A 20,730-nucleotide genomic window follows, 5' to 3' on the forward strand; every position below is an offset into this window, starting at 1 on the left:
TTCTCTCCTTTAAACGGTCTCATATCTTATCTTAACGACTTATAAAAGAGATAAAATATTTCTTCAAGTGTTTCTATTGAAACTCCACTAATGGTAAACAATTCGTTATTTTCTTCATACTCCTTCTAATTTTTCTTATCCATCATCTTTTTCGTTCCAATATAAATAACTTTAAACATCATTTAAAAAAACAAAAAAAGACGTTAGAGTATTAGAAAGAATTCATTGCTTTCTGTTTGGCTTTTCTTAAGCCCTGTCAGAAACCTTTATTTAAAAGTAAGCATCGAGAAAAAATCAACCCGCAATGATAATAGTTATCACTGATAGTTATTATAAAAAACATTGATTGTACTTTTGGAACCTTCCTGACCTATAATTGAGCCAGAAAGGAATGATATACTTGAAAAAACTTAACTGTAGTATTTATCGAGGCGGTACAAGTAAAGGTGTTTTTTTATTCAAAGAAGAATTAGAGCAATTATCTGGGAATCAAGACGATATTTTGTTAAGCATTATGGGCAGCCCCGACGTGAGACAAATTGATGGTCTAGGCGGTGCAGTTTCTACAACTAGCAAGGTTGCTATTATTTCTAAAGAGGGAAAAGAAGCTTGGGATGTAAACTACACATTTGCTCAAGTAGCAATTGATAAAGCTGTTGTCTCATATGCTGGTAACTGTGGGAACATTTCTTCAGCGGTAGGTATTTTCGCAATTGAAAGCGGTTTAACCCCGGCTGTAGATCCTGTGACAACAGTTAAGGTATACAACACAAATACGAAAAAAGTAATTTTTGAACACATTCCAACACCAGGTGGCAAATTAACTTATGAAGGTGACTTCCAAATTTCTGGCGTTCCTGGTACTGGACTAAAAATCGAATTAGAATTTATTGATCCGGCTGGTTCTATGACCGGCAAACTTTTACCAACTGGGAATGCCGTTGATACGTTATCAGTAGATGGCTTTGGAGATATCGAGGTTTCTATCGTTGATGCCGCAAATCCACTAGTATTTATAGAAGCGAAAAAAGTTGGCTTAAAAGGAAGTGAGAGTGCTTCAGAAATTGATAGCAGTCCAGAATTGTTGGAAACTTTAGAAAAGATCCGTGGCGAGGCTGCCGTGAAGTTAGGCTTTATCAGCGATGCGAGTCAAAGTGCGAAAGAATCTCCTGGAGTTCCTAAACTAACCTTAATTAGTGAAGCAGTTGATTATAAAGCCGTGAGTGGCACTAAAATTCAAGGTAACGACTACGATCTAGCAGTCCGTATGATGAGCATGCAAAAAGGACACAAAACAATTGCTTTAACTGGGGCACTTTGTACAGCAGCTGCTTGTGTAGTTCCTGATACAATACCTAATCGTTTATTGAAGCAAAGAGAGCAATTAGAGCAACAGGCTGATTTAACATTTGGCCATAGTGATGGTTTGATTGAAACAACCATTAACTACGATAAATCAGAAAAAGAAGTCAACGTTCTTTCTATTTCTTCTTATCGAACAGCACGAAAAATTTTAACTGGAACGGTATTTTTAAAAGATAACTAAAAAAAAGGAGATGAGTAAACATGTTAGCATTACTGGGGTATTTAATGGTTGTTGTTTTTATGATTTTACTACTTTCAAAGAAAATTTCACCCTTTGCAGGATTAATACTTGTACCACTGGCATTTGGGTTTATTGTTGCAGGTTATACAGGGCAATCGTTTTTAAATGTATTTGATTGGATTTATGAAGGTTTGTACTATCAGGTGGTTGGTGACGGGATTAAATCTGGGGTCGCACCGACAATCACTTTGCTATTGTTTGCAATTTTGTATTTCTCTATCATGTTAGATGTTGGTCTGTTCGATCCATTGAGTAAAGTATTGATCAAATGGGCAAAAGGTGATCCCTTGAGACTTTGTCTTGCAACAGCTGCTATTTCAATGATCGTTTCTTTAGATGGTGATGGAACAACGACTGTTTTGATCATCACTGCTGCTGTCCTATCACTATTTAAGAAAATGAAAATGCGTCAGCTATACTTGGCTGTGTTAATTGCCATTCCTAACTCCATTATGAACCTTGTACCTTGGAGTGGACCGATGGCTCGAGCAATGCCGGTCTTGAATATTGGACCAAAAGAATTCTTTGTTCCATTAATTCCAGGGATGATTGGTGCTATGGCATTAACTGTATACATGGCTTACTACTACGGAAAGAAAGAAAGAGTTCGTTTAGGTTGTGTTGATGGTAAGAGTATTATTACCGAAAATGATTTGGAAGCCATCATGGTCTCTTTAGATGATGATCCAGAGAACTTAAAACGTCCAAAATTATTGCTATTTAACTTCGTATTAACTGTATTAATCATGGTCCTATTGATCTTAGATATCGTCAATGGCGGCATGCTGTTCTTAGTCGGTACTAGTATTGCCCTTATTGTGAACTATAAAGATCCTGGTCTTCAAGCAAAACGGCTAACTGCCAACGGTGCAGAAGCACTTGGACCTGTTAGCTTAGTATTTGGTGCTGGGGTCATCATGGGTGTGTTAAACGGCAGCGGCATGAGCGCTGGTATCGCTGAACATATCGTATCACTTTTACCAGAAAACATGGGCGGCTATATTCCATTACTGCTTGCACTGATTTCACTTCCAGGGTTATTCTTCCTGCCAAATGATGCCTTCTACTTTGGTATTTTACCGGTAATTGCACCGATTGCTTACAGTTTTGGTGCATCACCTGTCAATATCGGGGTTGCTTCATTAATTGGACAAGCTGTTCGTTTCGCAAGTCCCTTGGTTGCTTTCCTATATGTATTGGTAGATCGAACCGAGGTAAACTTCGCCGATTATCAAAAGGAATACCTGAAATGGGGCATTCCTAGTTACTTTATTCAATTAATTATCGCAATTTTAACGGGTGCCATTCCATTGCCGTTTTTAAATTAAGGTTTTGCACAGTTCAATAAATTCACGGGTATACGGTGGCAGGATTCGATTTTTTCGATAACCAATTAGCACTTCAGAGGCAAATAAACTGGTATTAGGCTGACTAATAGAAAAAAACAGCGGCTGTTCCTTCAAATTTAAATGGTCCACGTGGTTCTCATAAACAAACGAAATCCCATATCCTGCTACCGTTAGGTTTAAAGCGGTTTCGATATTTCGGGTATAGAAAACATTTTTTGGCTTCATTTGGTAATAACGAAAGATTTTCTCAGCCATTTGGCCTGTACGCTGGTTAGGAAAATGCAAAATAAAACGCTGGTCCTCTAGCTTTCTTAAGTCAAAAAAAGGATATTTTTCTTGCTTTGTTTCTGGGAGCGAATAGTCTTTAAGAACCGCTGGAGGAACAGCTAATAAAATCTCTTCCTTGCGCACAATTTCGTAGTCCATATTCAAAACCCGCTCTGGCTTATTCATAATAATGACATCAGCCTGACCGTCTTGAATTTTCTTCTCGAGAATAACCGAAGCATCTTCAAATAGTTCGATTTGTACATTGGGGTAAAGAAGATTGAATTTAGGCAAAATCTCTGGCAATAGATAGGAGCTTCTTAACAATGGTATTGCCAGACGAATTTTACCATACCGTTTCTCTTGCATTGTTTCCAGTGTACTTTGAAAATTGTCTTTTAATTCTAAGATTTTTATCCCTGTATCTAGGTAGACTTCTCCCAGTGTTGTTAGTGTAAATTTTTTACCGATAACCTGAAAGACTTGAAACCCTAGTCGTTCTTCCATATTTTTTACGTACATGCTTAATGACGGCTGAGTAATGAATAGAAACTCAGCGGCCTTTGTAAGATTTTTATGTTCGACGATGGCACGGATGTATTCGAAATCCTTTATTTCCATGGATAGATCATCCTTTCTGACAATTTCTACTACTATCATAAAGCATTTTCATTTTTAAACAACACTAATTTACGGAGGCTTTCACATGAAAAAGAAATTAACGATTGAAAACAAGGAATACAGCTATTTTAGCTTAAAAGAGTTAAGTCAAAAAAATGCCGCAGATATTTCTCGTCTGCCTTATTCAATCAGAATCTTATTAGAAAATATTTTACGTCAAGAAACACCCGAAAGCGAAGCGGCGATCCCTCACTTATTAAACTGGAATCTGCCGGGAGCTGAAAAATCAGAAATTCCTTTTAAACCTGGACGGGTCATTTTACAAGATTTAACAGGGGGAGCAGCCATCGTTGACTTAGCCTCTCTTCGTAAAGCGGTGAAAGATTTAGGCAAAGATCCCAATGTCATCAACCCAGAAATTCCAGTTGATCTAGTTATCGATCACTCTGTGCAGGTAGACTACGCCGGTTCTGCGGCAGCCTTTCAAAAAAATGAAGAGTTAGAATTCAAACGCAATATGGAACGGTATCGCTTCTTCAAATGGGCTGAGCAATCCTTTGATTCTTTCCGAGTTGTTCCTCCTGCTACCGGGATTGTCCACCAAGTAAACCTAGAATACTTGGCTGATGTGGTAACTCAACGAACTGCTGGGGAAGAAACAGTATTATTCCCAGATACTCTAGTAGGAACTGATTCTCATACGACCATGATCAATGCTCTTGGTGTATTAGGCTGGGGTGTTGGTGGAATTGAAGCCGAAGCTGGTATGCTGGGACAACCTTGTTACTTGACTACCCCTGATGTAATCGGCGTTCGACTAAATGGTCGGCTAAAAAATGGCGCTACAGCAACCGATCTAGCTTTAACCTTAACCAAGATTTTACGGGAGAAAAATGTAGTAGGAAAATTTGTTGAATACTTTGGTGAAGGCTTAGCTCACCTTACTGTATCTGACCGTTCAGTAGTAGCAAACATGGCACCTGAATACGGCGCTACCTGCGGCTTCTTCCCGATTGACCAGGAAGCTTTGAACTACCTAGCATTTAGCGGACGCGACACGGATCAACAAGCAGTCATCGAAGCCTATGTTAAAGAAAATCAATTTTACTATGATCCAGAAAATGAAGCGGATTATACCGATATTATCGAACTAAACTTATCAGAAATTGAGCCTAGTCTAGCTGGACCAAAACGTCCGCAGGATCTAGTACCGCTTTCTAAAGTGAAACAAGGTTTTATTGATTCTCTTTCACTACCTAACGGAAACAGCGGTTATGGCTTGCAGCCAGAAGAAGCGAAAAAGCAAGCAACGATTGAGTATGAAGATGGAACAACTGAAACAATTGAAACAGGTGCTGTCGTAATTGCATCAATTACCAGCTGTACAAATACTAGTAACCCTTTCATCATGTTAAGCGCCGGACTTTTAGCTAAAAATGCAGTTGAAAAAGGCTTAAAAGTGAAACGCTATGTAAAAACTTCGCTGTCTCCTGGTTCAAAGGTAGCTACTCGTTACTTTGAGGATGCTGGTCTATTACCTTATCTAGAACAATTAGGTTTTGATGTTATCGGGTATGGTTGTATGACCTGTGTTGGTAATTCAGGTCCATTAGATCCAGCAATCAGCAAAACGATCCAAGATGAAAACTTGCTTGTATCAGCTGTCTTGAGTGGAAACCGGAACTTTGAAGGTCGAATTCATGCCGATGTAAAAGCAGGCTATTTAGCAGCGCCTCATTTAGTTATTGCGTATGCGTTAGCCGGAAATGTACAGGTTGATCTAACAACTGAACCATTAGGCTACAACGAATCGAATGAACCGATTTACCTAAAAGACATTATGCCAAGCAATGAAGAAGTAGAACAATTGGTTAGCCAGTATGTTAAAACTGACTTATATAAAGAAGAATATGGCTCAGTCTTCACTTCTAATCAGCATTGGAATGAGATCGAAGTAACCCCAACAACAACGTATGAGTGGGATCCAGAATCAACTTATATTGCTAACCCACCTTATTTTGATGGCTTTGATCCAGAAACAACAACGATCCCAGGTTTGACGGGACAACGGGTACTGGCAAAACTAGGCGATTCTATCACAACCGATCACCTATCACCAGTAGGAGCGATTCCGATGAAATCACCAGCTGGTCTTTACTTAGCTGAACATAACGTTCGTCCGCAAGCCTTTAATTCTTATGGCAGTCGCCGAGGAAATCATGAAGTAATGGTAAGAGGAACCTTGAATAATATTCGGTTACGTAATGAGTTAGCCGATGGCAAAGAAGGTGGTTATACAAAATACTTGCCGACTGGTGAAATTATGCCGATCTATGACGCCAGCAATAAATATATTGAATCAAATACAGGACTGCTTATCCTTGCCGGTGAAGATTACGGAATGGGGTCTTCTCGCGACTGGGCAGCTAAAGGGGTTCATTTATTAGGGGTTAAAACAGTTATTGCTAAGAGCTTTGAACGGATTCACCGCTCTAACTTATTGATGATGGGCGTACTTCCACTGCAATTCTTAGAAGGTCAAGATACTGAAAGTTTAGGATTGACCGGCGAAGAAAGTTTTGACTTTGCCATCGATGATACGATTCAACCAAATTCATTGGTTCAAGTTCGAGCAACCAGCCCAGTAGGAAACATCACTGAATTCCAAGTAAAAGCGCGTTTCGAGTCACAAACTGAAATAAACTATTACCGTAATAAAGGGATTTTGCCAATGGTTTTACGCAATAAAATTCGCTAAATCTCAGTATAACAAGGAGGACAACGAATGGAACTTACACTAGTCAAACAACCACTAGATCTTGATGTTGCTGAAACTGTCGCCTTAAATTTAGATTTCAGTGGAACCAGTTCATTGAAATCAGCCGTTTATACTGCTTTACGAACGACGATTCTCAATGGAGAAATCCCGGCTGGTACCAGAATCAATGAATCCTTGCTTTCTGATAAGATCCGAATCAGCAGAACCACACTTCGTTTTGCGCTGCAAAAGCTGCATAATGAACATTTGCTAGAGCATTCCCCAGGTAAAGGGATGATCGTCAAAGGAATCACTATTAAAGATGCCTACGAAATTTTTGCCATTCGAAAATCACTGGATTGCTTAGCTGCCGTTACAGCTATGTACAAAATGACCGATGAGGATTTCAATGAACTAGAACAAATTCTTCTCCTGATGAACCAGCATTACCGGAATACCGAGCACTTGTCGGCTCTATTCACTGAGTTTAATGAGCTTATTTATGAGAAAAGTCAGATATTTCGACTAAAGGATACGATGATAAATATCAAAAATTATTTATCTTACTTTAGAGACTTGTCAGCTCACTCCCGTCAACGTAGAAAAAATGCGATTGATGATCATCAGAAAATTTATGATTGCATGAAGGAAAGAAATGAAAAGCAGCTGAAGCTTCAGATTGAGCACCATTTAGACGCCGCATTATTGTGTATCGTCAGAGAAATGACTGAATTGAATTCTATTGCATTGTAACTGCAATTAAGAGGTTGTAACAGAAGTGCTCAGCTCCGAAGAATAAGTCGAAAATAGCTGCTCCCATATTTGCGATTATTCGGCTTGTTTTTCAAAAGAACTACTTCGGTTACATCGATTATACGGTTTTTAGTGGTTGTGACGTTTTATTCACAGCCACTTTTTCCTATTTCTACAACACCGCAAAAAGCAGCTAGATAAACTCTTATCTAGCTGCTAATAAAAATTCAATTGTCTTACGGATAAATACGGTTCAACAAACGTGGGAATGGGCTTGCTTCCCGCACATGTTCGATCCCAGCAAGGAAAGTGATCGTACGTTCCAAACCAAGTCCGAAACCAGAGTGAGGAACACTGCCATATTTACGCAAATCCAAGTACCAAGAATATTCTTCTTCGTCTAGGCCTGCTTCACGGATTTGTTCTAGCAAGTATTCATAATCAGTTGCCCGTTCTGAACCACCAATGATTTCTCCGTAGCCTTCTGGTGCAATCATGTCTGCACAGATTACCAAATCGTCACGAGTTGGATGTGGCTTCATGTAGAATGGCTTGATCGCTTTTGGATAGTTCAAGATAAAGACTGGACGGTCAAAGGAATTAGCGATAAAGGTTTCATGAGGTGAGCCAAAATCATCGCCCCATTCAATATCCTCAAAGCCATTGTCCTTCAACAAGGTCACCGCATCGTCATAAGAAATTCGTGGATAAGGCAATTGCGTATATCGTTTCAAGACTTCTTTGTCACGACCTAAAACATCTAGTGAGTACTCACAATTATCTAAAACACTCTGAACTAAATAAGCCACATATTGCTCTTGTACTTCCAAACTTTCTTCTTGATGCATGAAGGCCATTTCTGGTTCAATCATCCAAAATTCGATCAAGTGACGACGCGTTTTCGATTTTTCAGCCCGGAAAGTTGGACCAAATGAGAACACTTTGCCTAATGCCATTGCCGCAGCTTCCATATATAACTGTCCACTTTGAGACAAGTAAGCATTTTGATCAAAATAGTTAGTTTCAAATAAATCCGTTGTCCCTTCTGGAGCTGAGCCAGTTAAAATAGGCGGATCGATTTTGACAAAGCCATTGTTGTTAAAGAATTCATAGGTTGCACGAATGATTTCATTGCGGATCAGCATGATTGCGTGTTGTTGTGATGAACGCAACCATAAATGACGGTGATCCATTAGAAAATCAACGCCGTGTTCTTTCGGTGTGATTGGATAGTCATAACTTTCGCCAACGACTTCAATTGTTTTGACACCTAACTCATAACCAAATTTTGAGCGAGCATCTTCTCGGATTTCACCAGTTACCCAAATAGAGGTTTCTTGGGTTAAGTCTTTGGCAAGTTGGAAAATTTCTTCGCCGACTTCGTTTTTAACAACGACTGCTTGGAAATAGGCCGTTCCATCTCGCAGCTGCAGGAAAGAAATCTTTCCACTAGAGCGTTTGTTAGCTACCCAAGCACCAATTTTTACCGTCTCACCAACATGGTTTTTGGCATCAATAATTTGAATCTGTTTCACAATTGTCTCTCCTATCTTTTATCCCGAATTGCCCTTTTTACTTTTGACTATTTTCGATGAAACGTCGGATACGAACCACTGCTTCTTCCAGATCTTCCATACTGCTTGAGTAACTCATACGTACGTTTTCTGGTGCACCGAAGCCCTCACCAGTTACTAGCGCTACATGCTCTTGTTCCAACAGGTCATTGACCCAAGTAGTTACATTGTCATAACCGCCCATTTTCATAGCTTCCTTAACATTAGGGAATAGATAAAAGGCACCTTGTGGTTTCTTCAAGGTAACACCCGGCAACGCTGCAACTTTTGGATAGATCGTATTCAAGCGTTCTTCAAAGGCGATACGCATTTCTCTAACGGTAGATTGATCGCCTAATAACGCTTCGACTGCCGCCGCTTGACTGACCGCAGTAGGGTTACTAGTAGATTGGGAAACGATATCTGTCATCCCTTTAATGATTTCAGCATTTCCAATGGCATAGCCGATTCGCCAGCCGGTCATCGCAAAGGTTTTCGACACGCCGTTAATAATAATTGTTTGACGGGCAATTTCGTCAGATAACGATGCTAGATATGGCGCATGTTTGCCATTATAAACTAGGCGGGCGTAAATATCATCTGAAACGACTAAGATATCATTTTCTACCGCCCATTCACCGATGGCTCTCAATTCTTCCTCCGTATAGATCATCCCAGTCGGATTCGATGGAGAATTCAGCATAAGTGCTTGTGTTTTATCAGTTAACGCTGCGTTCAACTGATCTACGGTAACCTTATAGTCAGTTTCTTCTTTTCCTTCTACAAATACTGGGACACCTTCAGCCATTCTCACTTGCTCGCCATAGCTAACCCAATAAGGTGTAGGGATAATTACTTCATCACCCTCATCCAAAATTGTTTGGAACAAGGCATACAAAGCAAATTTCGCTCCACTAGTTACGATAACTTGATTCGGCTCTACATCTAGCTCGTAGTCTCTTTTAGTTACTTGGATGATAGCATCCTTTAACTCAGGAGTTCCAGCAGCTGCTGTGTAAAAGCTGACTTTCCCACTTTTGATTGCTTCGATTGCGGCATTTTCGATGTTATCAGGCGTCGTGAAGTCCGGTTCGCCGACTGTCAAACCAATTACATTAACACCCTTTGCTTTCAATTCTCTTACTTTTGCTGTTGCTGCTAGTGTTACTGATGGTTCTAGTTTTTTAATTCGTTTTGATATTTTCATCAACCATTACTCCCCTACCAAGTTTTTTTAACTGACATTTTGTATTTCTTCACCGTTTTCAAAAGAAAACAGGTAGTAACTAATTGTTCCTTGACCATCCTTACCAGTAATTTCCCAGGCCGGCTGATCTCTAAATTTGCCTAGTGCTGCTTTTTCCACCGTAATTTCGGGATAAGCTGCCTGCATCTGCTGAATCACAGCATCTTCACTGAGTCCGTCAGCGGCATTCAACACTTGAATGTTCTCCCCAGATTTAGGAATAATCACTACGATGTCTTTGCCAGACTGGTCGACACCGGTCACCGTGAAATAAGTTTGCTCGCGATTAAACCAATAGAAGTTCTCCATCGTTTCAAGTTTGGCATATTGTTGGGCTAAGTCATAGGCTTCTTTTTTTGCCTGCTGCATCGGACGGTTGGAACGAATAAAAAGGATAGTTCCCGACACAAGGATTAGTAACAAAAAAGCCACAATACCGATGATCCACTTATTCTTTTTTGATTTCAATATATCCAAAAAGCATAACTCCTTTCAGATAAGCCTCATTATACCAAAAGAATGCCCGTTACTCACTCATTCTCAGCATTTTTGTTAGAACTTAAAAATTCATGTGTCTTTTCAACGATCTGTGGTAGACTCGCTTCTTCAATTGGCAATTCTTTTGGCAAAGCTTTTCTTAGGCGTTCTCCGTAGCCGGCAGTCAAGAAGCGGCGGTCTAATAAGATCATGACGCCTTTATCTGTCTCTGATCGGATCAAACGTCCCAAAGCCTGACGCAAACGTAAAGCGGTATGGGGGACTGCCTCTTGGAAGAAGGGATTCATCCCCTGTTCTTCTAAATAGTCATTGCGAATCTTGACTAATGGTCGCCGTGGATTTTCAAAGGGTAATCGGGTAACTACCATGATTTGCAGCACTTCACCGGGTAAGTCGACCCCTTCCCAAAAGCTATCTGCCCCAAAGAGCAAGGCATCTTCAGAGAGTAAAAAACGCTTTAGCAGCTTTTCACGGCTGCCACCGATTCCTTGAGCGAGCACTTCACGTCCCTCATTTAGCAAAGGTACTTTTAAATGGTGGTACACTCGATTTAAGATCTCATGAGAAGTAAACAAGACTAAGATCGGTCGTTTTTCAGCTTCTGCCAGTTTGCGAATCACATCAGTTAAATACTTCGCATAATGCTCTGTTGATGTTTCTTGAATTGCGATACCATCATCTGGCAAGAACAACCGTGCTTGTTTAGCATAGTCATAAGGACTTGGAATCACCTTCAGTGACACATCAGGAATCCCCCAGCGCTTCGGAAAATACTGGCGATCGCTGCCGGATTTCAAGGTGCCTCCAATATATAAAATTTGCTCATAGCGTTGATACCATTTAGTTTCCGGCAACAAAGATGCCGTTAAATCTTGGAAATGCAAGGTTTGACCTCGTTCGTCCAGCCAATGTACATAACGAGCTTCCCATTGTTCAAAGAAAGCTTCAAAGGTAGTTTGCTGTTGCTGCAGATTTTCAAACCAATCAATGAAATTATTCCAATAGTTTTGTTGCTGACTCGTAAAAGCTTCTTTATGAGCCATGAAATAGCTTTGACTTTGTTGCGCTAAGCTCAGGGCATCCTCATACAGTCGTTCAATGCGCTGAATTAGCTGCTCACCAACTAAAGAAAGGCTATCCATCTGATCTTTGGTAATAATCGTTGACTCCCTGGTAGTCAACTGCCTTAATTCAGCATATAAGTCGATCAAATCTTCCGCTAATTCTTCAGCAACATCTTCTAAGAGCTCAATCGCATGCTGGACTGCTTGATCCTGCTTGGCTAATGTTTGCCATTGTTGAAAGGTATTTGTCTCCTTCAATCGATGAACTTCTTTTTGAATAGTCAACACATTTAATTGTTGCGTGCTGACACGCTCCAACACCTTATTTAAATGGTGCGCTTCATCAATAATCAAATAAGGACTGGCTGGAAGCTGAAAGTTTTTTCGCTGGTTTTCTTGTGCCAAAAAGGCGTGATTGGTAATAATCACGTTACTTTGTTCTAACTTAGCCTGGCGATAACGCAGGAAATCCACTTGATAGAACGGGTTGTGCTGAACTAAAGTATCCAAGCCTTGATGACCCACCTCTTGCCAAAAGGTATGGCGCAAGTTAGTCATGTTCAATTCATCAAAATCGCCGGTTTCTGTCTGGGTCAACCAAACAAGAACCGCCATTTGATAAAAGGCGTATTGCTTTTGTTCCGTTTCCTTTCGCAACGTTTGGTAAAAGCGAGCCAAATCAATGTAGTGACTGCTGCTTTTCATCACGACTGCCTGTAAAGGCTGGTGAAGCAGTTGATTTAATACGGGTAAATCATGCTCCAACATCTGTTCCTGCAACAGCAAGGACACTGTGCTGACTATCAGGGGCTTTTCAGGTGTTGCTAAATAGCTCATAGGTAGTAAATAACCCATTGTCTTCCCTAAGCCAGTCGCTGCTTCTACAAGAACATTTTTTTCAGTCTTTTTATTGAAGAAATCATACACCAGATTCATTAGTCGCGATTGCTCTTTACGGAACGTTAACTGTCCTTGATAGAGGGTTTCTTTGGCTTTCTTTGAGCGCGGATAGGCTTTCTTTTCATAATAAGCTTCTTCATATAAAGGAACCCTCTTCTTCTTCAAAGCTAAACCATGCACTACTTCCAAATCCGGCAATAAACGATCTGGCTGACTCTTCATTTCTTCAGCAAGCTCGATTAAATAGTCCTGGGTTTGAAAAGCCATATGATCTGCTAAACGAATGATTTCTTCAACAGTCACTAATGGTAGGCTTTTAATGGTTGCCTCGATTTTTAACAAGAGTTGGGCGGTGACTTCCGCATCGCTATCTGCTTGATGAGGATTATCATGGGATAAATGAAATTCATTTGCTAGATCACTCAAACGAAAACTTAAATTCGTTGGAAAAAAGACTTGCGCCAACTCTACCGTGTCGATGCCCGGAATGCGTAATTTAGGCATTCCACAACGTTCCAATTCATTACTTAAAAATGGGTAATCGAAAAATATATTATGGGCTACAAACGTTGTATCAGCTAATAAATTATAAATTGTTAATGCTACATCTTCAAAATAAGGGGCTTTACGAACACGCTGGTTAGTAAGGCCGGTTAGATGCTGGATCTGTTTAGAGATCTTCTGATCCGGGTTTATATCTGTCGCAAAACGACTGACAATCTTGCCGTCTTCCACGAGAACACAGCCAAATTGAATGATCCGGTCAGTTTTTGGGTCGGTACCGGTGGTTTCGATATCCACAACCGCATAAGTTTTAGTCATACTGCCCCTCCTCCCTAAGCATTATAGCTGAATTTCATCCCTTTTAACAACTTTACAAATAAGAAAGCGAGTAAATCTTCGTAAAAAAGATAAGTTGTTCACTCAATTCAAGTTTGATTTTGCTGGAGAGTCTATTTATTCTATATAAAATGATGAGTTGAATGCTTATATATGGCCAATTGTGCGGAAAATCATTGACATGGCGTTTTGGAATCAACAAAACTTGATTGGTGAAGGATTTTAAAAAAGCGTGTTTAGAAGCGATTCAGTATTGCTGTTTGGTGCTAACGGAAAACTATAGCTGGAGAGTGTTTGCTACTATAATAAATAGCAGACCACTAACACTGAAAAACGACTAAGTAATTTAGATTATCATTTGGCTGAAATGATTGCAGAAAATGTGGAGAAGCACGGACAATGTCATAAACATGGCTATCACTACATTTTAGAAGTATCTAGAGATGATTGATCTAGCACAAGAATAAATAAAAACAAAAAAAGTCGAGAGCTGGTTAGCTCTCGACAGGATTATTAGTTTTAATTAAGCTTTTTCAACGTTTGTAGCTTGAGGTCCACGTTGTCCGTCTTCAACATCAAAAGTAACCGCTTGGCCTTCTTCTAATGTTTTAAATCCGTCGCCTTGGATAGCTGAGAAATGTACGAATACGTCATTTCCGTTTTCTGCTGTAATAAATCCGTAACCTTTTTCTGCGTTAAACCATTTTACTGTACCTTGTTCCATGTTAAACATCCTCCTAGGATAAAAATTAATTTGTAATTACTTGATTGGTGAATAAGGAAGATGTTGTTGGAAACAAGCTTGCCATATATTACCGTACAAAAACTACATTCATAACTATAACACATTTATTTTGAAAACTCTACCATTAACACTCAAAAACATTTTATTTTTTTAAAAGCGCAAAATTGCCAGCAAGCTTTTTTCGTCTGGTGCGTCTTTTTGATCTAAGACAAAGACCTGCCCGCCGTTTTTAAGTACATGGTCAGTTGTTTCATTTAATACTTGGCGACGGTCATATTCAGTATCTGGATCATCACCAAAACCGGTTACTAAATTAGATGTTGCGATGAACAAGTGAGAAATTCGACCTTCTTTAGCTGCTTGAACGATATCTACTAATTGATCAATAAATTTCTTATTCATTAGCGATTGATAGCTGTCCGTTTCTTCAGCCGTTAACTCAGCCGTAATTTTCTCTGCCCCTTGCTCAATATCCTTTAAAGTGACCTGTGCTGGTGATGCAGAAACGGCCGCTTTATCGGAATAGAATTTATTTTTGGCTGCTTTTTTAAATTGCGTTTGGTTTTCTGGCAAAGCGTACAGATAAACCGGCAAGTTTTCTGGGTTGTCAAAGTCGTTTTGCAGGAAGTTATCGACCGCTTGGTAATAGTTTACCCAGTCGATTTCTACTTCTTCATCTTTGGCGTTTACGCCGTGATAAGCCACGCCTTCTTTTGAACCTTGTCCACTACCTTGAGCAGAGTAATTTAAGTTGCCTCCAGTTAGTTCGTCACCTAGTGCTGTCACCACATCCACTGGTGCACCTTCTGGCAGTTCTACTTCTTTCGCTAATTTATTCTTCACTAAGTAAAGCTTCATGGAATCTCGGTTTAAAGCCATTAGATAGTATGAATAGTTAAATTGCGCATTTTTGATAATTGCCAACAGATAAGGCAAGTCGCTCACATAATATTGATTATCTACTTCTATGCTCAACCGATGGATGTACAAATCTTCTGCATTCATAATAATCGCAACACTTTTGGTTCCGCTGCGCCAGAAAGATTGATCGGCTAATAGTCGTTCGATTTTTTCTTGGAATGGTGCAAAACTTTGATCGGCATATCGTTTTTCAAAACGTTTCTTTGCTTCTTTCGCAAAGTTCTTGAAAAGCAGCTGATCTTTCTCAACTTCTTGATGTGCTACATGGGTGTTTAACATAAATGTTATGAACGGACCGTTTGCTTCTTCTGAAGTCAATTCAGTGAGTAATTTTTTACTGATGTTTGCCATAAATGAACCCCTCCTAATAAAATCTTACAACTTTAGTGTAACACAGCAGAAGATTTACTAAAAGAATGTACACTTTTTCCTATTCAATCGACAAAACCGCTCAAAATCAGAGTTTTTTTTAGATATTATAAGAATTTTTCCATCTTTTAAATACAAAGATTCGCAGCCTTGCTTTGCCTTAGTGTGTTAAAATTAGATTGATTTAGAAGTGAAATATTGTTGAAATATCGTATTATAATTTATATTTGAGAAAAATTTAGACTTTCTAACTAGCTTGTTTAGTACGATGGAATTGGCCTTAGCTTTTTCTCATAAATTTCTTATCAATTAACTAAGCTAGTTTCATGATTTATTGAAGCGGTTCCTTTATGATAGTCTTATACCAATTATCCCGAATTGGTTTTTTCATACTTACTCCTACCAAGAGTAAATAACAACCTTCATTTCCACCATAGTGACGGCTATGGTGGTTTTTTGTGATTGTTCCTAGACGGCGGTTTTGCTACAATAAAGGTAGATCGGAGGTTCGTATGAAAACTGCAGAAGAAATGTATGACTATTGCAAGGACAAGGGGTACTTCTCAGGGTCTGACCGCAATTTCACTTTAAAACTATTCAATGTAATCGCTGACCATTTGAGACAAGATGAAGAGGTTAAGCTTTGCTTTATTGGGGTTCACAACCGAAAATCGCCCACAAAAGATGATGGTTTCTATGGTTATGCGTTGACAAATCGTCGTTTTGTCATGGGGCAAAAGCGTTTAATTGGCGATGATTTGAAGAGTATTCCTCTAACCAGCCTACAAGATCTCCAGTTGCGGATGGAATCCACAACTGCGACTTTAACCATTTTCACTTCAGATAATCCCGTAACAATTATGCTGACGTCACACGAAGCAGAAGATATCGTCCAATCAATTAAAGAAAACATAGAAGAAGAGCCTGCACCGGTTGAAAAACAGTCAAATTCCTTAAGCAAAGCTGAGCAGCTGCTAAAAATGAAGGAACTACTAGATATAGGAATACTTTCAGAAGATGAATTTGAACAAATAAAAAAAGACATTTTACAATAAGAAAGATCTTACAAACTCGCTTAGCTTGATGATTCTAGACAAAAAAGAAGGTTCGCTGGACTGCTATCAGCGAACCTTCTTTTTCTATATTGCCGCTTTACCAGATTCTCTGGTGCGAATACGAATCACTTCTTCAATTGGATAGACAAAAATTTTCCCATTGCCGTAGTCCTCCGAATGACAAAGCTCGATAATTAAGTCAATTACATTTTCCACTGCTTCATCATCTAAGACAAAGCTGACATTCACTTTAGGTAACAAGGTAGTAATTACTTCCTGTCCTCGGACGTGGGTTTTTTGACCTTTTTGTGCGCCACAACCCAATACTTGAGTAACTGTCATACCGCTGATTTCTACTTCCCGATCAATTGCTGCTTTTAACTCTTCTAATTTTTCTTGTCGAATAATTGCTTCTACTTTTTTCATTGCATTTCCTCCATGTTTTAAGAATCTAATCCCATAAATGTTGGGTAGGCATTTTCATCATGTTCAATTTGATCCAAACCAACCGCTTCTTCGTGTTCCGATACGCGAATTGGCATAATTGCTTTGATAAACGAGATAATCAAGAAGCTTGCCACACTAGCAAAAACTAGCGTAATTGCAATGCTTGCAAGTTGTGCTAAGAATAAATCCATTGAGCCGTAGATGAGTCCTGTTCTTCCACCTACTGCTGGATCAGCGAAAATTCCTGTTACAATTCCGCCAAAGATTCCACCCACACCATGACAACCAAATGCATCTAATGCATCATCTAAACCAAGTTTTTGTTTAACTACTGCGATAAAGAAGTAACAAAACGGGCTAACCAATGCACCGATTAGAATACTAGACCACAGAGAAACAAATCCAGCTCCTGGGGTAATTGCTACTAGACCAACGACAGCGCCCGTACATGCACCTACAACAGTTGGTTTGCCGTTTACCAATTTTTCAATTAACATCCACGAAAGCATCCCGCAAGCTGCTGCAGTATTAGTTGTTAGCATCGCATGAATAGCTAAACCGTCAGCTGCTAACGCTGAACCTCCATTAAATCCAAACCAACCAAACCATAATAAACCTGCACCTAAAACAACGAATGGAACATTATGTGGACGATACTCTGTTAAGTGGTATTCTCTGCGTCGTCCTAATACAATAGCTAGTACCAAGCCAGAAATTCCTGAACTAATATGCACAACGTTTCCGCCGGCAAAATCGATTGAACCAATTTGATCTAAGAAGCCGCCGCCCCAGACCATATGCGCCATTGGGAAGTATACGATTGGCAACCACAAAGCAATAAATAAGAAAATAGCTGAAAAACGCATTCTGCCGGCAACTGAGCCAGTTAAAATAGCTGTAGTAATTAAGGCAAACATCATTTGGAAAAATGCGAACAGACCTTCAGGTATCCCGTCACCTTCAGTCATGGACACACCTGTGAAAAAGGCTTTGTCCAAATTCCCGATGAAACTTCCTTCGCCGCTAAATGATAATGAGTAGCCAACGGCGATCCAGATTAATGAAGCTAGACCCATTGTACAGATAACCATCATCATTGTGTTTAAAATATTTTTGCGTCGCTCTAATCCACCATAGAAGAAAGCCAACGCGGGGGTCATTAAAAACACCATCGCCGCACAAACCAAAATAAATCCAATATTCCCTGTCATAACAACACCTCATTCTTTAATATGTTACATATACTAACATCATACAGAAAAATTACCAGTGCTTTTTCACTTTTTTTGCATTTTTTTGCTGTTTAGTGACTTTTTGTGTAAGATTTTATGACATTAGTTCGGGATAGTTTTCGGGAATTTACAGAACAATTTCATCTTTCATCTTGAAAAGTATCCTTTATTATCAAAGAAAACTACTTGCTTTGCTATACAAAAAAAGACTGGATTGCTCCAGCCTACAGCTCGTGAAATAATTTATATACTTCTTGTTTCTTGATTTGATTTCGCTTGGCTACTTCTTTAATGGCTTCTTTAGAAGAAAAGCCCTCCTCCATCAGCTGCTCTACTTGTTCGGTTAAAGTACCTTCTAAAATTTCTTCAGCAACTTCTTCATTAGCTCCGGATATCAGTAGGCAGCATTCACCTTTTAGGGGGTGCTCGCTGACATAATCGATTACCTCTTGAACGCTGCCACGAATGTACTCTTCGTATAGCTTGGTCAGTTCTCGGCAGATGACTACTTGGCGATCCCCTAAGACTTGTTCCGCATTTTTCAACGTTTCTTTGATTCGATGTGGAGATTCATAAAAAATTAGAGTTGCTGTCTGGCTCTTTAACTGCTCCAGTTCTTTTTTCTGCTGGCTTTTCTTTCGTTGTAAAAATCCATAAAAGTAAAACGGCTGCGGAGATAGTCCTGAAGCGATTAAGGCAGTCATCCCAGCAGTCGCTCCTGGCAACGAGACAACTGGAATGTTTTCTGCAATACAGGCTGCCACTAACTCTTGCCCCGGATCACTAATTGATGGCATACCAGCATCACTTACTTGAGCAATAGTCTGGCCATCCTGCAAAAGACGGATCAATTCAGGAATTCGTTCCCGATAATTATGCTCATGAAAACTTTTTTGAGGAACTTTGATCTCAAAGTGGTTCAATAATTTTTGGGTATTACGTGTGTCCTCACTGGCAATCAAATCAGCTGACTGCAAAGTTTTCACCCCTCGAAAAGTCATATCATCTAAATTTCCAATTGGGGTAGGTACAAGATACAAGATGCCGCTATCGCGCTTCCCATAGCTTCTTTGAATATTCACTGCTTTTTTCCTCCTTAACATCAAGAAAGGCTTCGAAAACTCGTCAGCTTTGGAGCATTTAGGCGAAAGTTAGGATACTCGGCTTCTTACAAATCTGCCAATTTTCGCTTCATGTCGACAAAACTAGTTTGCAAAGCCAGATATCGTTACTATTATTTAGACAGTTTTCTAACGGTGAATGACGATTCTTTATTTACCTTTAATAAAAAAACCGGAACGTCCCAGTCCCGGTTTTACTTGCTTTGTTTACTTTCGCGGTAAATAACGTCAAGACAAAAGGCACAAGGCTCATCATATTCACGTCTGGAACCGTACAACAGGTTGCAAACATGAAAACCATCCTCATAAATTTTTTCCAAATTCATGCGAGAAAGAGAAAGCTCTTGGCGCTCATCTGCCACAGGAGACATCTTTTGGTTCATCTCACGAACGCGTTCCCGCAATCGCTCATTTTCCATCTCCAACGTCGCATTTTTCTCGATTAATTCTAGCAACGCTTCTTTCATTTCAGCTAGCTCGGTTACGCTATGCTGCATTTCTTGCTCTAAATGATTTAAGCCATCATACAGGGAACGTCTATCCATCATTGCGATCACCTGCTTTGGCTGCCTGCAATTCACTGTAGTCATACTCAACGGCTGTTTCTCGACCAGGTAAGCGGACTTTTATCACCCGGCTTAACAGATTCAAGCCGATCACTCGACCTTTTCCATCTGGCGTTACAACTTCTTTGCCATAATCTGGTAATTCACGTTTTGCTGCTTCATATTCACTGTTTTCGTACTTCAAACAACACATTAAGCGGCCGCATAGTCCTGAGATTTTCGTTGGATTCAAGGATAACCCTTGATCTTTCGCCATCTTAATGGAAACGGGGATGAAATCTCCTAAGAAGGTGGAGCAACACAACGGTCGTCCACAAGGTCCGATACCGCCTAAAATTTTGGCTTCATCCCGCACACCGATTTGACGCAATTCGATTCGTGTTCGGAATACCGAAGCTAGGTCTTTGACTAATTCACGGAAATCCACCCGTCCATCCGCTGTAAAATAGAAGATCATTTTGCTGCGGTCAAAGGTGTATTCCACTTGGATTAATTTCATTTCAAGCTCATGGGCACGGATCTTTTCCTTCGCTACTTTAAAGGCAGCTTGGGCGTCTTGCTCATTCTCCATTGCTTTTTTTAGTTCTTTTTCTGACGCTTTATGCAAAATTGTTTTTAAATCATCGGATAGATCACTTTGGTCCATGTCCAGCTTAGGGACAGCTACGGTAGCGATCTGATGTGCTTGTTGTGATTCAACTAATACTTTGTCATTGTAATAGTACTCGTTTTTGCCTGGTGCATAGTAATAAATATGCCCCGCTTCGCGAAAACGGACACCGACAACTTCAACCATTGGTCTCCCTACTCTCTTTTAAA

Annotated in this window: 17 protein-coding genes; 5 read left to right on the top strand and 12 right to left on the bottom strand. The window is 39.8% G+C overall.

Going from position 1 to position 20,730, the window contains the following annotated elements; translation table 11 throughout:
- Positions 1 to 391: 391 nt before the first annotated feature.
- Both IGI42_RS05805 and IGI42_RS05810 read left to right on the top strand, forming a co-directional pair.
- Positions 392 to 1,546: a 2-methylaconitate cis-trans isomerase PrpF family protein gene (locus tag IGI42_RS05805; RefSeq protein ID WP_438714881.1), complete on the top strand. Its 1,155-nt coding sequence runs from the start codon at positions 392 to 394 to the stop codon at positions 1,544 to 1,546.
- Between the two features lie 20 nt (positions 1,547 to 1,566).
- Positions 1,567 to 2,934 carry a CitMHS family transporter gene (locus tag IGI42_RS05810; protein WP_438714882.1) on the top strand — a complete coding sequence of 456 codons (1,368 nt, stop codon included), beginning with the start codon at positions 1,567 to 1,569 and terminating at the stop codon, positions 2,932 to 2,934.
- Here the strand turns inward: IGI42_RS05810 and IGI42_RS05815 are convergent.
- A complete protein-coding gene (locus IGI42_RS05815; RefSeq protein WP_438714883.1) occupies positions 2,926 to 3,843 on the bottom strand; it encodes a LysR family transcriptional regulator in 918 nt (305 codons plus the stop codon). The two genes, IGI42_RS05810 and IGI42_RS05815, sit on opposite strands and share 9 nt — an antisense overlap.
- An 85-nt stretch (positions 3,844 to 3,928) precedes the next feature.
- Here IGI42_RS05815 and acnA point away from each other — a divergent pair, with 85 nt between their 5' ends.
- Positions 3,929 to 6,601 carry an aconitate hydratase AcnA gene (acnA, locus tag IGI42_RS05820; protein WP_438714884.1) on the top strand — a complete coding sequence of 891 codons (2,673 nt, stop codon included), beginning with the start codon at positions 3,929 to 3,931 and terminating at the stop codon, positions 6,599 to 6,601.
- Positions 6,602 to 6,628: 27 nt separating this feature from the next.
- Positions 6,629 to 7,354 carry a GntR family transcriptional regulator gene (locus IGI42_RS05825; RefSeq protein ID WP_438714885.1) on the top strand — a complete coding sequence of 242 codons (726 nt, stop codon included), beginning with the start codon at positions 6,629 to 6,631 and terminating at the stop codon, positions 7,352 to 7,354.
- 236 nt (positions 7,355 to 7,590) lie between these two features.
- Here IGI42_RS05825 and asnS read toward each other — a convergent pair whose 3' ends face one another.
- The 6 genes from asnS to IGI42_RS05855 all read right to left on the bottom strand — a co-directional run bounded on the left by asnS (position 7,591) and on the right by IGI42_RS05855 (position 15,472).
- Positions 7,591 to 8,889, bottom strand: a complete 1,299-nt coding sequence (asnS, locus tag IGI42_RS05830) for an asparagine--tRNA ligase (RefSeq protein ID WP_438714886.1) — start codon at positions 8,887 to 8,889, stop codon at positions 7,591 to 7,593.
- A gap of 37 nt (positions 8,890 to 8,926) precedes the next feature.
- Positions 8,927 to 10,114, bottom strand: coding sequence for a pyridoxal phosphate-dependent aminotransferase (locus tag IGI42_RS05835; protein ID WP_438714887.1), 1,188 nt, complete (start codon positions 10,112 to 10,114; stop codon positions 8,927 to 8,929).
- Positions 10,115 to 10,141: 27 nt separating this feature from the next.
- Complete coding sequence (locus IGI42_RS05840) at positions 10,142 to 10,630, bottom strand: cell wall elongation regulator TseB-like domain-containing protein (protein WP_438714888.1); 489 nt, start codon at positions 10,628 to 10,630, stop codon at positions 10,142 to 10,144.
- 53 nt (positions 10,631 to 10,683) lie between these two features.
- Positions 10,684 to 13,437: a helicase C-terminal domain-containing protein gene (locus IGI42_RS05845; RefSeq protein WP_438714889.1), complete on the bottom strand. Its 2,754-nt coding sequence runs from the start codon at positions 13,435 to 13,437 to the stop codon at positions 10,684 to 10,686.
- Between the two features lie 541 nt (positions 13,438 to 13,978).
- Positions 13,979 to 14,179 (bottom strand): cold-shock protein, encoded by a 201-nt coding sequence (locus tag IGI42_RS05850; RefSeq protein ID WP_010755600.1) that lies wholly within the window; start codon positions 14,177 to 14,179, stop codon positions 13,979 to 13,981.
- Between the two features lie 171 nt (positions 14,180 to 14,350).
- Positions 14,351 to 15,472, bottom strand: coding sequence for a baeRF6 domain-containing protein (locus IGI42_RS05855; protein WP_438714890.1), 1,122 nt, complete (start codon positions 15,470 to 15,472; stop codon positions 14,351 to 14,353).
- Positions 15,473 to 16,002: 530 nt separating this feature from the next.
- Between IGI42_RS05855 and IGI42_RS05860 the strand changes: the two genes are divergently transcribed.
- Positions 16,003 to 16,545 carry a PH domain-containing protein gene (locus tag IGI42_RS05860; RefSeq protein WP_438714891.1) on the top strand — a complete coding sequence of 181 codons (543 nt, stop codon included), beginning with the start codon at positions 16,003 to 16,005 and terminating at the stop codon, positions 16,543 to 16,545.
- Positions 16,546 to 16,629: 84 nt separating this feature from the next.
- On the opposite strand, the gene IGI42_RS05865 is transcribed toward IGI42_RS05860, so the two are convergent.
- The 5 genes from IGI42_RS05865 to IGI42_RS05885 form a co-directional block, all read right to left on the bottom strand.
- Positions 16,630 to 16,971 (bottom strand): P-II family nitrogen regulator, encoded by a 342-nt coding sequence (locus IGI42_RS05865; protein ID WP_438714892.1) that lies wholly within the window; start codon positions 16,969 to 16,971, stop codon positions 16,630 to 16,632.
- Positions 16,972 to 16,988: 17 nt separating this feature from the next.
- On the bottom strand, positions 16,989 to 18,203 hold the full coding sequence (locus tag IGI42_RS05870) for an ammonium transporter (protein WP_438714893.1): 1,215 nt from the start codon (positions 18,201 to 18,203) through the stop codon (positions 16,989 to 16,991).
- A gap of 245 nt (positions 18,204 to 18,448) precedes the next feature.
- Positions 18,449 to 19,306: a 16S rRNA (cytidine(1402)-2'-O)-methyltransferase gene (gene rsmI / locus IGI42_RS05875; RefSeq protein ID WP_438714894.1), complete on the bottom strand. Its 858-nt coding sequence runs from the start codon at positions 19,304 to 19,306 to the stop codon at positions 18,449 to 18,451.
- Positions 19,307 to 19,539: 233 nt separating this feature from the next.
- Complete coding sequence (locus IGI42_RS05880) at positions 19,540 to 19,890, bottom strand: DNA replication initiation control protein YabA (protein ID WP_438717016.1); 351 nt, start codon at positions 19,888 to 19,890, stop codon at positions 19,540 to 19,542.
- Entirely contained in the window at positions 19,883 to 20,707 is an 825-nt protein-coding gene (locus IGI42_RS05885; protein WP_438714895.1) for a PSP1 domain-containing protein, read from the bottom strand. The genes IGI42_RS05880 and IGI42_RS05885 overlap by 8 nt, the downstream gene beginning before the upstream one ends.
- Positions 20,708 to 20,730: the final 23 nt, after the last annotated feature.

Origin of the sequence: Enterococcus sp. AZ109 (genome assembly GCF_051714625.1) — a bacterium.
In the GTDB taxonomy this organism is placed as follows: Bacteria; Bacillota; Bacilli; order Lactobacillales; family Enterococcaceae; genus Enterococcus_A.

Bases quoted from the DNA above. Each gene is read 5' to 3' on its own strand.
- IGI42_RS05835 (WP_438714887.1), bottom strand. From the start codon at position 10,114: ATGAAAATATCAAAACGAATTAAAAAACTAGAACCATCAGTAACACTA.
- IGI42_RS05855 (WP_438714890.1), bottom strand. From the start codon at position 15,472: ATGGCAAACATCAGTAAAAAATTACTCACTGAATTGACTTCAGAAGAA.
- IGI42_RS05810 (WP_438714882.1), top strand. From the start codon at position 1,567: ATGTTAGCATTACTGGGGTATTTAATGGTTGTTGTTTTTATGATTTTA.
- IGI42_RS05880 (WP_438717016.1), bottom strand. From the start codon at position 19,890: ATGGATAGACGTTCCCTGTATGATGGCTTAAATCATTTAGAGCAAGAA.
- IGI42_RS05870 (WP_438714893.1), bottom strand. From the start codon at position 18,203: ATGACAGGGAATATTGGATTTATTTTGGTTTGTGCGGCGATGGTGTTT.
- acnA (WP_438714884.1), top strand. From the start codon at position 3,929: ATGAAAAAGAAATTAACGATTGAAAACAAGGAATACAGCTATTTTAGC.
- IGI42_RS05885 (WP_438714895.1), bottom strand. From the start codon at position 20,707: ATGGTTGAAGTTGTCGGTGTCCGTTTTCGCGAAGCGGGGCATATTTAT.
- IGI42_RS05865 (WP_438714892.1), bottom strand. From the start codon at position 16,971: ATGAAAAAAGTAGAAGCAATTATTCGACAAGAAAAATTAGAAGAGTTA.
- IGI42_RS05815 (WP_438714883.1), bottom strand. From the start codon at position 3,843: ATGGAAATAAAGGATTTCGAATACATCCGTGCCATCGTCGAACATAAA.
- IGI42_RS05805 (WP_438714881.1), top strand. From the start codon at position 392: ATGATATACTTGAAAAAACTTAACTGTAGTATTTATCGAGGCGGTACA.
- IGI42_RS05860 (WP_438714891.1), top strand. From the start codon at position 16,003: ATGAAAACTGCAGAAGAAATGTATGACTATTGCAAGGACAAGGGGTAC.
- IGI42_RS05845 (WP_438714889.1), bottom strand. From the start codon at position 13,437: ATGACTAAAACTTATGCGGTTGTGGATATCGAAACCACCGGTACCGAC.
- IGI42_RS05825 (WP_438714885.1), top strand. From the start codon at position 6,629: ATGGAACTTACACTAGTCAAACAACCACTAGATCTTGATGTTGCTGAA.
- IGI42_RS05850 (WP_010755600.1), bottom strand. From the start codon at position 14,179: ATGGAACAAGGTACAGTAAAATGGTTTAACGCAGAAAAAGGTTACGGA.